This window comes from Kitasatospora sp. NPDC001175, from assembly GCF_053598215.1.
The window spans coordinates 106,540-118,936 of record NZ_JBSFJU010000011.1 but is presented as its reverse complement, the minus strand read 5'-3'; the positions used below and the strand labels follow the sequence as shown (position 1 = coordinate 118,936).

The window sequence follows — 12,397 nt, the reverse complement described above, 5'->3', positions numbered from 1 at the left end:
ACGCCTTTGTCCGACTTAGGCTCAAGGGTCCGGCCCCGGCCGGATGACGCTCTGGCAGAGCGGAAGCACAGCGCAGAAAACCAACCCTCACCAGAGGGCGCGCCCGACGGCCGCGCTCCGACCCGGTTCCGGGTACGCCTCGCGTACCCGGTTTCCGCTTCTCCCGGACCCCGGGAGGCGGACCGGGCGGGCCGGCCGCCGGCCGAGCGCCCTCGCCGATCATGACGAAGAGGTCATAGTGGCAGCGGAGATCATCCACCCGAACACCCAGGCCCAGCCGACCAGCGGCTTCGCCGCGGGCGACGACCTCGTCGACGCGGTCTTCGCACTGCACCGCGGCGGCAAGATGGAGGTGCGCGCCACGGTGCCGGTGCGTGACGCGGACGATCTGTCCCTCGCCTACACCCCCGGCGTGGCCCGGGTCTGCACGGCCATCGCCGAGCAGCCCGAGCTGGTGGACGACTACACCTGGAAGTCCAACGTGGTCGCGGTGGTCACCGACGGCACCGCGGTGCTCGGCCTCGGCGACATCGGGCCGGAGGCCTCGTTGCCGGTGATGGAGGGGAAGGCGATCCTCTTCAAGCAGTTCGGCGGCGTGGACGCGGTCCCGATCGCGCTGGCCTGCACCGAGGTCGACGAGATCGTGGAGACCGTGGTCCGGCTCGCCCCGTCCTTCGGCGGCGTCAACCTGGAGGACATCTCCGCCCCGCGCTGCTTCGAGATCGAGCGCCGGCTCCAGGACGCCCTGGACATCCCGGTCTTCCACGACGACCAGCACGGCACCGCGATCGTCACCACCGCCGCGCTGCGGAACGCCGCCAAGGTGACCGGCCGCCGGATCGGTGACCTGCGGGCCGTCATCTCCGGTGCGGGCGCGGCCGGTATCGCGATCGCCAAGATGCTGGTCGCGGCCGGCATCGGCGACGTGGCGGTCTGCGACCGGCGCGGTGTGGTGCACCAGGGCCGGGAGGACCTCACCGACGTCAAGGCCGAGATCGCCGCACAGACCAACAAGGCCGGGCTCAAGGGCTCGCTGGCCGAGGCGCTCGCGGGCGCGGACGTCTTCATCGGGGTCTCCGGCGGCACGGTGCCCGAGGAGGTCGTCGCCACCATGGCCGATGGCTGCTTCGTCTTCGCGATGGCCAACCCCAACCCGGAGATCCACCCCGAGGTCGCGCACAAGTACGCGGCCGTGGTGGCCACCGGGCGCAGCGACTTCCCGAACCAGATCAACAACGTGCTGGCCTTCCCCGGCATCTTCGCCGGCGCCCTCCAGGTCCGGGCCCGCCGGATCACCGAGGGCATGAAGCTGGCCGCCGCCGAGGCACTGGCCGCCGTCGTCGCCGACGAGCTGACGCCGCAGAAGGTCATCCCCTCGCCGTTCGACGAGCGGGTCGCCCCGGCGGTCGCCAAGGCCGTGGCCGAGGCCGCCCGTGCCGAGGGCGTCGCCCGGCGGTAGCGCCCGCGGGAGGCGGCCCGGGACCTGTGGGAGCGCCCCGGCCAATCGGCTGGGCCGGGACACGCGGTGGAGGTCACACCTCCGCGTGGTTCCGGCCCACGGCCGGCGCGGCTATCGTCCGGGGCATGTTCGCTGCCTATGCCGCACGTATCGACGCCGACGATCCGCTCAGCGCACTGGAGTTGGGGGACCTCCCCGAACCGCAGGCCCGACCCGGCTGGAGTGTGGTGACGGTGAAGGCCGCCACCCTCAACCACCACGACCTGTGGTCACTGCGTGGCGTGGGACTGCCCGCGGAGCGGCTGCCGATGATCCTCGGCTGCGATGCCGCCGGGGTGGACGAGCACGGCAACGAGGTGGTCATCCACTCCGTGATCGGCCAGAGCGGCCACGGGGTCGGCCCCGACGAACCGCGCTCCCTGCTGACCGAGCGCTACCAGGGCACCTTCGCCCAGCGGGTCGCCGTGCCGACGTGGAACCTGCTGCCCAAGCCGGCCGAACTCACCTTCGAGCAGGCCGCCTGCCTGCCCACCGCCTGGCTGACGGCCTACCGGATGCTCTTCACCAAAGCGGGCGTCAAGCCCGGTGACACCGTGCTGGTCCAGGGCGCGGGCGGCGGGGTGGCCACCGCACTGGTGGTCCTCGCCAAGGCGGCCGGGCTGCGGGTCTGGGTGACCGGACGGGACGAGGTCAAGCGGGCCCGGGCGGTCGAGCTCGGCGCGGACGCCGCGTTCGAGAGCGGGGCCCGGCTGCCGGAGCGGGTGGACGCGGTGATGGAGACCGTCGGCGCCGCCACCTGGGCGCACTCGGTCAAGGCCCTCAAGCCCGGTGGCACCATCGTCATCTCCGGCGCTACCTCCGGCTACAACCCGCCGGCGACCGAGCTGAACCGGATCTTCTTCCTGGAGCTCAACGTGGCGGGCTCCACCATGGGCACCAAGGACGAACTCGCCGGGTTGCTCTCGCTATGCGTCAACACCGGCATCCGGCCGGTGATCGACAGCGTGTTCCCGCTCACCGGGGCCCGGGACGCCTTCGCCCGCCTCGCCAAGGGCGACGTCTTCGGCAAGCTGGTCCTGACGCCGTAACCCGCCGAGGGAACGCGGCAGTTCCGCAGGGGCGCGGGGAAACCGCGCCCCTGGGAAGGCGCTCAGTGGAGCAGGTCGCGCAGGCGCTGTGCCGCCGCCGCCAATACGACCCGGGAGTCGGCGAGTTGGGTCGCGGTCACGCCGGTGTCCCGGGCGGTGTCCCTGACCTGGTCGCGGAAGCGGTCGAGCAGGCGCTCCAACTCCCGGGAGGGGTCGGCCGAAGGGTCGGCCACGGTCCACGGGGGAAGGTCCGCGGCGGCCTCGCCGCCGGCGTTCTCCTTGTCCAGGTCGATCCGGGTGATCCGGATCTCCTCCTCGGGCGCCGCGGAATGGCCCCACTTGGCGGCGTCCGCCAACCCGGCCAGGCCGCGGGTCAGTTCGGAGAGCCCCTCGGCCAGCCCGGTGGACCAGTCGCCGCGGGCGGTGGCCTCGCGGACCTGCTGCTCCACCCGGCGCTTGATCCGCAGCGCCTCCTGCTGTGCGGCGGACCTGGCCGCCCTGGCCTGCTCGCGCAGCCTGCGGGCCTCGTCCTCGGCTGCCTTGGCCTTCGCCTTGGCGGCCCGCTCCTGCTCCCTGGCCCGCTTGGCCTGTTCCTTGGCCTGCGCCTTGAACTGGGCGAACTCCTCCTTGGCCCGCTGCCAGGACTCCTTGTCGCCCCACGCGCCGTCCCACGGGCCCCCGCCCTCGGCCTGCGGCCTGGGTGCCTGCCGGGCCGCGCCCCAGAGCTCCTCGCGCAGGTCCTTGGCACTGTCCCGGACGTCCTCGCGGATCGCTCCGGCCAGCTGGGCCACCGACTCCCGGATCTCCACCTCCAGCTCGGCCAATTCGTCCTGGCGGAGGCCCAGTTCGGCGCGCCCGGCGTCGGTGAGCCGGAAGACCTTCCGGCCGCCCTCGGTGCTGTGGGTGACCAGGCCCTCCTTCTCCAGCTTCGCCAGCCGGGGGTACACGGTGCCGGCCGAGGGGGCGTACAGCCCCTGGAAGCGCTCCTCCAGCAGGCGGATCACCTCGTAGCCGTGGCGTGGGGCCTCGTCCAGGAGCTTCAGCAGGTACAGCCGGAGTCGGCCGTGGCCGAAGACGGGGGTCATGTCATGCCTCCTGAGTGCCGGCGGAGGGGAGTTCCTTCACCAGGTTGGGGCGGTCGTCCGGCTCGGGGCGGCGGAGCACCGTCACCGCGCCGGAGACGGTGGTGACCTGGAGCCTGCCGCTGCCGCTGCCGAGCTGGCCGGAGAGCTTCTTGGCGCCCCAGGTGCCGCCGAGCTTGAGTTCGTCGAAGGTGCTGGTCAGGTCGCCGCTGGTGGTGCCGGCCTCGACCTGGGTGTCGGCGAGCGAGGGCAGCCGGACGCCGACCGCGCCGCTGACGGTGGTGACGCGGATGTCGGCGGCGGTCTCGACGTCCAGGTCGAGGGTGACGTCGCCGCTGACGGAGTTGGCCTGGACCTTCTCGGCCTCGCCGGCGACCAGTGTGACCCGGCCGGAGACGGTGTTGACCCGCAACTCGCCGGCCACCGACTGGGCGTCCACGTCGCCGGAGACGGTGTTGGCGTCGGTCCGGCCGGTGAGGCCGACGAGGGTGGTCTCACCGCTGGCGCCGTTCACCGAGACCTTGCCGGTGAACCCGGAGACGGTGGCGTCGGCCGAGACGGTGCCGACCTTGACCTCGGCGCCGGCCGGGACGGCCAGCGAGACGACGGCCCGGCGCTTGCGGCGCAGCGAGGCGAAGAAGTACTTGACCGACTGCACCGATTTCACGGCCTCGCCGAACTCGCTCCAGCTGAGGTCCTTGTAGGTCACGGTGAGGACGCCGTCCTCCAGGCTGACCAGCAGCGGCTCACCCTCCAGCTCGGTGACCTCCAGGCGGGCCGGGCCCTCGGTGGCGACGACGTTGACCGCGCCGCCGATGGTACGCACGTGCAGGGTGTCGACCTGCTGTCCGTCGAAGCCGATGCGCTGCGGCTCGCTGACCGTCCACTGGTTCATGGTGCTGTCGCCTCCCGTTGAGCGTTTCGCGATGTATCGCGTCTACCTGCCTAAGACGATATATCGCGTAACGGCCAAGTCAAGGTCGCCCCGACCCTGGTCTCTCCCGCAGGGGCGGCGGTCTCTCCCGTAGGGGCAGCCCCGACCGCACGCACGCCGAGGGCCCGGCAGGCGGTTGCCTCCGGGCCCTCGATGCCGCGCGGATCAGTCCTCGTCCTCGTCGTCCAGCCGGGCCAGCCAGGTGGCCAGCCGCTCGACCGGGATCTCGAAGTCGGGGTTGAGGTCGACGAACTCCCGCAGCCGCTCGGCCAGCCACTCGAAGGTGACCTCCTCCTCGCCGCGCCGGTTCTCCAGTTCCTCGATGCCTCGGTCGGTGAAGTACACGGTTCTGCGCTCCGCTCCGATGGGAATTGACCTGGTCAGGATAGCCGCGGGCCCGGCCCCCGCCGGAGCGGGGACCGGGCCCTTCAGTGCCTTGCGAGGCCGTCGACTCAGAGGCTGAAGACCTCGTCGAGGAGAGCCTGCTGCTCGGCGGCGTGCCGCTTGGCCGAGCCGACCGCGGGGGCCGAGGAGGCCGGGCGGGCGACGCGGAGCAGGCGGGCGCCACCGCCCGCGCTGCGGCCGATGACGACCTGCAGGTGGTCGACCAGGTTCATCGCGATGAACGGCCAGGCACCCTGGTTGGCCGGCTCCTCCTGCGCCCAGATGAACTGGACGTTGTCGCCGTAGCGGGCCAGCTCCTCCTGGAGTTCGGCCACCGGCAGCGGGTAGAGCCGCTCCATCCGGACGATCGCGGTGTCGGTGACGCCGCGCTCGGCGCGGGCCGCCTCCAGGTCGTAGTAGAACTTGCCGGAGGTGATGACCACCTTGCGCACGTTCGCCGGGTTCACGGTGGTGTCGCCGATGACCGGGCGGAACGAGCCGGAGAGGAACTCCGAGGTGGCCGACGCCGCCGCCTTCAGGCGCAGCATCGACTTCGGGGTGAAGACGACCAGCGGCTTGTGGTGCGGGTTGTGCGCCTGCCAGCGCAGCAGGTGGAAGTAGTTCGACGGCAGCGTCGGCATCGCGACCGTCATGTTGTTCTGCGCGCACAGCTGGAGGAAGCGCTCCGGGCGGGCGGACGAGTGGTCCGGGCCCTGGCCCTCGTAGCCGTGCGGCAGCAGCAGGGTGACGCCGGAGTGCTGGCCCCACTTCTGCTCGGCGGAGGCGATGTACTCGTCCACCATGGTCTGCGCGCCGTTGACGAAGTCACCGAACTGCGCCTCCCACATGACCAGCGCGTTCGGGCGGGTCAGCGAGTAGCCGTACTCGAAGCCCATCGCCGCGTACTCCGACAGCAGGCTGTCGTAGACGGTGTAACGGGCCTGGTCCTCGGTCAGGTACAGCAGCGGGGTGTAGTCCTCGCCGGTATTGCGGTCGATCAGGACCGCGTGGCGCTGGCCGAAGGTGCCGCGGCGGCTGTCCTGGCCGGCCAGGCGGACCGGGTGGCCCTCCATCAGCAGCGAGCCGATGGCGAGCGTCTCGCCCATCGCCCAGTCGATGGTGTTGTCCTCGACCGAGGCGGCGCGGCGCTGCAGCTGCGGCAGCAGACGCGGGTGGACGGTCAGCCAGTCCGGCAGGTTGACCTGCGAGGCGGCGATCCGCTTCACCATCTCCTCGGAGATGGCGGTCTGGATGGAGACCGGGAAGTCGGCGACCGGCTTGCCGTTGGCGGCCGGAGCCGGGGCGGTGGCGGCCGCGCGGACCTCGGAGAAGACCTTCTCCAGCTGGCCCTGGAAGTCCTGGAGCGCCTGCTCCGCCTCTTCCATGGTGATGTCGCCACGGCCGATCAGGCCCTCGGTGTACAGCTTGCGCACCGAGCGCTTCTTGTCGATCAGGTCGTACATCAGCGGCTGGGTGAACGACGGGTTGTCGGCCTCGTTGTGACCGCGGCGGCGGTAGCAGATGAGGTCGATCACGACGTCCTTGTGGAACGTCTGGCGGAACTCGAAGGCGAGCCGCGCGACGCGGACCACGGCCTCCGGGTCGTCGCCGTTCACGTGGAAGATCGGGGCCTCGATCATGCGGGCCACGTCGGTGCAGTACATCGAGGAGCGGCTGGACGCCGGGGCGGCGGTGAAGCCGACCTGGTTGTTCACCACGACGTGCACGGTGCCGCCGGTGCGGTAGCCGCGCAGCTGCGACATGTTCAGGGTCTCCGCGACGACGCCCTGGCCGGCGAAGGCCGCGTCACCGTGGATCTGGATCGGCAGCACCGGGAAGGTGGTGCCGCCCTGGTCCAGGATGTCCTGCTTGGCGCGGGCGATGCCCTCGACGACCGGGTCCACGGCCTCCAGGTGGGAGGGGTTCGCAGCGAGCGAGACCTTGATGGTCTCGCCGTCCAGGCCGGTGAAGGTGCCCTCGGCGCCCAGGTGGTACTTCACGTCGCCGGAGCCGTGCATCGACTTCGGGTCGAGGTTGCCCTCGAACTCGCCGAAGATCTTGCCGTACGGCTTGCCGACGATGTTGGCCAGCACGTTCAGGCGGCCGCGGTGGGCCATGCCGATGACGGCCTCGTCCAGGCGGTGCTCGGCGGCGGCGTCGATGGTGGCGTCCAGCAGCGGGATGAGCGACTCGCCGCCCTCCAGCGAGAAACGCTTCTGCCCGACGTACTTGGTCTGCAGGAAGGTCTCGAAGGCCTCGGCGGAGTTCAGCCGGCGCAGGATGCGCAGCTGCTCCTCGCGCTCGGGCTTGGTGTACGGCTTCTCCAGGCGCTCCTGCAGCCACTTGCGCTGCTTCGGGTCCTGGATGTGCATGTACTCGATGCCGACGGTGCGGCAGTAGGTGTTGCGCAGCAGGCCGAGGATGTCGCGGAGCTTCATCATCTTCTGGCCGCCGAAGCCGCCGACCGCGAACTCGCGCTCCAGGTCCCACAGGGTCAGGCCGTGCGAGACCACGTCCAGGTCCGGGTGCCGGCGCTGCTTGTACTCCAGCGGGTCGGTGTCCGCCATCAGGTGGCCGCGCACGCGGTAGGCGTGGATCAGCTCCATCACGCGGGCGGTCTTGTTGACCTCGTCCTCGTGGGTGGCGGCGACGTCGGTCGCCCAGCGGACCGGCTCGTACGGGATCCGAAGGGACTCGAAGACCTCGTCGTAGAAGTTGTGCTCGCCCAGCAGCAGCTGGTGGATCGAGCGCAGGAACTCACCGGAGGCGGCACCCTGGATGACCCGGTGGTCGTAGGTCGAGGTGAGCGTCATGATCTTGGAGACGCCCAGGCGGGCCAGCGTCTCCGGGGAGGAGCCCTGGAACTCGGCCGGGTACTCCATGGCGCCGACACCGACGATGGTGCCCTGGTTCTGCATCAGGCGCGGGACCGAGTGGACGGTGCCGATGCCACCGGGGTTGGTCAGCGAGACCGTGACGCCGGTGAAGTCGTCCATGGTCAGCTTGTTGGCGCGGGCGCGGCGGACGATGTCCTCGTAGGCCTGCCAGAAGCCGAAGAAGTCCAGCGTCTCGGCCTTCTTGATGGCCGCGACGACCAGCTGGCGGTCACCGTTCGGCTTGACCAGGTCGATGGCCAGGCCCAGGTTCACGTGCTCGGGCTTGACCAGGTAGGCCTTGCCGTCCTTCACCTGGTAGCTGTAGTTCATGCCCGGGTTGGCCTTGACGGCCTGGACCAGGGCGTAGCCGATCAGGTGGGTGAAGGAGACCTTGCCGCCACGGGCGCGCTGCAGGTGGTTGTTGATGACGATGCGGTTGTCGATCAGCAGCTTGGCCGGGACCGCGCGCACCGAGGTCGCGGTCGGCACCTCCAGCGAGGCGTCCATGTTGCTGGCGACGGCCTTGGCCGGACCGCGCAGCTGGATCAGCTCGGGGCCCTCCGCGGCCGGCGCGGGCGCGGCCGGGGCGGCGGCCTTGGGCGCGGGCGGCGCGGCGGGGGCTGCGGCGAGCGGCGCGGGCGCCGGCTGCACCGGCGCGGCCGGTGCAGCGGGGGCGGGCGCCACGGCAGCGGCAGCGGGGGCGGCGGGAGCAGCAACGGTGGTCGGCGCGGGGCCGGCCGGGGTTGCGGCCTGGGTCACTGGAGTCACCTCGGTACCGGGCTTGTAGTCGGCGAAAAAGTCCCACCAGGCTCGGTCGACCGAGTTGGGATCCTGGAGGTACTGCTGGTAGATCTCGTCGACGAGCCACTCGTTGGGGCCGAAGCCAGTGGAGCTTGCCGAGCTGACAGGGGTTTCAGGGTGTGGCGACACGGGGCAACCGCCCTCTTCCGCTTCCTTTTGGGATGGTGGACAGCGGGGATTAAGGCTACGCCTCCGAACAGTGATCGCGCAGTCCCCAGCCGGGAGGCGTCGTCCAGATCACAGTACCAACCTGCAATTTGGCTGAAAACCTGCGTTAGAACTCTCGGCCAGCGGGTAGGCGGACGTCCTCTCGCTGGGCTGAAACCCCCACAAAATCGGACAATACCGCAGGTCGCTGCCCGATGACACGCGGGGCAGGGCAGGGCCGGACGCCTAGTGTCCCAGTTCTGTGACAGATCGCGGCGATCAGCTCACAGCGGGTTCGTCCGGCTCCTCGGCCGTTCCGGTGCCGGGCAGGGCGACCTCGATCCGGCAGCCCTCGGCCGTCTCGGCCACCTGGATCCGGCCACCGTGCAGGTCCACCGCCCAGCGGGCGATTGCCAGCCCCAGGCCGGTTCCGCCGTCGCTGCCCGGCCCCTGGGCGGTTGCCGTGCCGCTGCGGCCGAACCGCTCGAAGACATGGCTGCGGTCCTGCACCGGGATGCCCGGGCCCTGGTCCTCGACCTCCAGCAGCAGGGCGCCCGGCTGCTCCCCGGCCCTGGCCCGGACCGTCACGGCGCCACCGGTGGGGGAGTGCTTGCAGGCGTTGTCCACCAGGTTGGCGACCACCTGGTGCAGCCGCTCGGTGTCGGCGACACCGGTCAGGTCGGCCGGGCTGACGTCCAGGCGCAGGGTCACGTCGTCGCGCCTGGCGTACGCGCCGCCGGCCGTGGCCCCGTCCACGGTGACGCCGCGCAGCACGCCGTCCAGGAAGGGCCGCACCTCGAAGGGGCGGGCGTCCAGCGGCACCACGCCGTCGTCCAGCTTGGAGAGGTCCAGCAGGTGGGTGACCAGTCGACCGAGGCGTTCGGTCTGCTCCAGGGCGGCGCCCAGGGTCTTCGGATTGGGCTGGACGACGCCGTCCACCACGTTCTCCAGCACGGCGCGCAGCGCGGCGATCGGTGTGCGCAGCTCGTGCGAGACGTTGGCGACCAGCTCGCGGCGGTGCCGGTCGGCGGCCTCCAGGTCGGCGGCCATCCGGTTGAAGGTGGCGGCCAGCTCACCGACCTCGTCCCGGGAGGAGACCTCCACCCGGGCGCTGTAGTCGCCGCTCGCCATGGCCCGGGCGGCGGCGGTCATGGCGCGCAGCGGCGCGGTCAGCCCGTGCGCCAGGAACTGCATGAAGAGCAGCGAGGCGATCATCGAGAAGATCATGATGATCCGGATCTGGGTCTCCGACCGGATCGCGACCACCGCCATACCGGTGGCCAGGAAGACCGACACGCTCACCAGCAGGGCCAGCTTGCCCTTGATGGAGCGGACCGGGTCGAGCGGGCGGATGTCCGTCCAGATGCGGCTGGCGGCGCGCGCCAGCAGACCACGGCGCGGCTGTGCGGCGGTGTCCGCCTCGTGGTGCCGCGCCTGGGTCGCCCCGTTGCGTTGCTGTGGAAAGGTCATGTCGTCCCTGCGTCGTCCCCCGACCTGCCGGACCTGGGCCCCCCGGTGGCCCAAGCGCCGGTTCGGCTAGGAGAGCGGTGCCTCCAGGGCGTACCCGACCCCGTGCACCGTGCGGATCCAGCTGGCGCCGATCTTGCGGCGCAGTGCCTTGACATGGCTGTCGACGGTGCGGGTGCCGGAGGCGTCGGTCCAGTCCCAGACCTCGGCCAGCAGCTGCTCGCGGGTGAGCACGGCGCGCGGCTGGGCGGCCAGGCAGGCGAGCAGGTCGAACTCGGTCGGCGTCAGGTGGACGTCGCCGCTGCCCAGTCGCACCCGGCGCTGGACGTGGTCGATCTCCAGCTCGCCGAAGCGCAGGGAGCCGAGCGCGGGCGTCCTGGCCGCCTGCTGGGCCCGCTCCACGCGGCGCAGCAGCACGTTGACCCGGGCCGCCAGTTCCCGCATCGAGAACGGCTTGGTCATGTAGTCGTCCGCGCCGACGCCGAGGCCGACCAGCAGGTCCGTCTCGTCATCCCGTGCGGTCAGCATCAGGACCGGCACCGGGCGCTGGGCCTGGATCCGGCGGCACACCTCAAGGCCGTCGAAGCCGGGCAGCATCACGTCGAGGACCACCAGGTCCGGCTGCCAGGTGTGGAAGCCGTCCACCGCGCCGGGGCCGTCGTGGGCCACGGCGACCTTGAAGCCCTCGGCGCCGAGCCGGGCCGCGATCGACTCGGCGATCGTCGGCTCGTCCTCGACGACGAGCACCCGTCGCTGTGTGGTCACCGGACTGCCAGTGCCGGTGCTCTCCTGCTGAATTTCTGTCACGGTCACGCCACCGCCCCCAGGGCTGCGGGCCGACTGCCTGTGGGGACAGCGGGCTCCGCTCGTAGTCGTCTTGTTCCGTCATGGGCCGTGTTCGGGCCCGCGGTCCACCCGAAATGCCGTCCGCCGTCGGCACCGGAAGGAAAGGCCCGCAGGTGTGGGTCTGCGAGCCCTCCGCTCTCATCGCAGCGTACGGACACTGCGAGCATCCCGGCAGGTGAACCGGATACAACCGGCCTGTTGGCCGGGGCCGGAGACCTGCCCGGGATTGGGTACGGGGCGATACCTTACCCGGCAAAAATATCGACCGTAACGGTGCGTATGCCCTCGAACGGATGGCACACTTCATTGCGAAGTGACTACTTGTCCGTAAACAAAGGGCTGGTACGGACCAAGGTGGGGAGGGTGTCCGGCCCGGTGTGGCGTGATCTTCACAGGTCCCTCCCAGCAGGCTCTCAGGAGCTCGACGTAACGTGGGCACGACAATGCCACTCGGCCCGCACGACCTGGAGCGGAGGCGGGATGCGGAGCCGCTGGGCGGTGCCGCAGGCGGCCTGGGGGGCCGGTGGGTCGTTGGCCCGCGCGCGGTCGCGGGCGTGCTGTCGGGTGTGGGCGGGGAGCTGGCGTGGCAGGTGAGCGGTGGGTCGGACGGCCGGCGGTGAGCGACCTGCCGGCCCTGGTGCGGCGGCTGGTGCCCACCCCCCGGCGCAATCCCTTCGCGTTCGGCTATCTGCTGGTGCTGCTCGGCATCGCCCTCTTCTCCCATGTCGCCGATCCGGCCCTGGTGTACCGGCTCCAGGCGTTCTCCAGCACTGACGGGCACAACCTGCTGCACCGGACGGTGCTGCCCCTACTGCTCAGCGGACTGTGGGTCGCCGGACCGGTCTGGATGCCGTACCTGTGGGCCTTCGCCGTCACCGTGGCGCCGCTGGAACGGCGGGTCGGCGGGTGGCGGGCGGTGGGCGTCTTCGCCGCCGGGCACATCCTGGCCACCCTGCTTTCGCAACTGGTCGTCGCGGTCGCCGTGGCCTCGGGCCGGCTCGGCTCCGACGCCCTGGACAGTCTCGACATCGGCGTCAGCTACGGCGTGCTGGCCAGTCTCGGCGCGCTCGCCGGACTGCTCCGGGCGCCCTGGCGGCTCGTGGCGCTGGCCGGGGCGGCCGCCGTGATCGGGCACGGCATCCTCGCCGACCGGGACCTGGTCACCGGTGTCGGCCATCCGGCGGCCCTGCTGGTCGGTATCTCGCTCTGGCGATGGCTGCGGCGCGGCGGGCCGCGCAGCGAAGCGTTCCAGGGGCGCGAGGAGTTGTGCGAGCAACCCGCGGTGGCGCGAGCGTAGGCCCCGGTCGGGCGGC

General features: G+C 71.3%; 9 protein-coding genes. 3 read left to right on the top strand and 6 right to left on the bottom strand.

The features are described from left to right. Window positions 1–238 precede the first annotated feature (238 nt). Window positions 239–1,459: an NAD(P)-dependent malic enzyme gene (locus ACWDAK_RS11245; RefSeq protein ID WP_425557727.1), complete on the top strand. Its 1,221-nt coding sequence runs from the start codon at window positions 239–241 to the stop codon at window positions 1,457–1,459. Between the two features lie 125 nt (window positions 1,460–1,584). Then, window positions 1,585–2,547, top strand: coding sequence for a zinc-binding dehydrogenase (locus ACWDAK_RS11240; protein ID WP_344638288.1), 963 nt, complete (start codon window positions 1,585–1,587; stop codon window positions 2,545–2,547). A 62-nt stretch (window positions 2,548–2,609) separates the two neighbouring features. Here the strand turns inward: ACWDAK_RS11240 and ACWDAK_RS11235 are convergent, their stop codons facing one another. The 6 genes from ACWDAK_RS11235 to ACWDAK_RS11210 form a co-directional block, all read right to left on the bottom strand. Continuing rightward, complete coding sequence (locus ACWDAK_RS11235; RefSeq protein WP_427393802.1) at window positions 2,610–3,632, bottom strand: PadR family transcriptional regulator; 1,023 nt, start codon at window positions 3,630–3,632, stop codon at window positions 2,610–2,612. 1 nt (window position 3,633) lies between these two features. Beyond that, window positions 3,634–4,524, bottom strand: a complete 891-nt coding sequence (locus ACWDAK_RS11230) for a DUF4097 family beta strand repeat-containing protein (RefSeq protein WP_344638286.1) — start codon at window positions 4,522–4,524, stop codon at window positions 3,634–3,636. A 204-nt stretch (window positions 4,525–4,728) separates the two neighbouring features. After that, entirely contained in the window at window positions 4,729–4,908 is a 180-nt protein-coding gene (locus ACWDAK_RS11225; RefSeq protein ID WP_344638285.1) for a DUF6104 family protein, read from the bottom strand. Window positions 4,909–5,015: 107 nt separating this feature from the next. Continuing rightward, window positions 5,016–8,753 carry a multifunctional oxoglutarate decarboxylase/oxoglutarate dehydrogenase thiamine pyrophosphate-binding subunit/dihydrolipoyllysine-residue succinyltransferase subunit gene (locus ACWDAK_RS11220; protein WP_427393801.1) on the bottom strand — a complete coding sequence of 1,246 codons (3,738 nt, stop codon included), beginning with the start codon at window positions 8,751–8,753 and terminating at the stop codon, window positions 5,016–5,018. Window positions 8,754–9,050: 297 nt separating this feature from the next. After that, on the bottom strand, window positions 9,051–10,241 hold the full coding sequence (locus ACWDAK_RS11215; RefSeq protein WP_427393800.1) for a sensor histidine kinase: 1,191 nt from the start codon (window positions 10,239–10,241) through the stop codon (window positions 9,051–9,053). Between the two features lie 66 nt (window positions 10,242–10,307). Next, a complete protein-coding gene (locus tag ACWDAK_RS11210; protein WP_280695361.1) occupies window positions 10,308–11,045 on the bottom strand; it encodes a response regulator transcription factor in 738 nt (245 codons plus the stop codon). A 622-nt stretch (window positions 11,046–11,667) separates the two neighbouring features. Here ACWDAK_RS11210 and ACWDAK_RS11205 point away from each other — a divergent pair. Beyond that, entirely contained in the window at window positions 11,668–12,381 is a 714-nt protein-coding gene (locus ACWDAK_RS11205) for a rhomboid-like protein (RefSeq protein WP_344639426.1), read from the top strand. The last annotated feature ends 16 nt before the right edge of the window (window positions 12,382–12,397 follow it).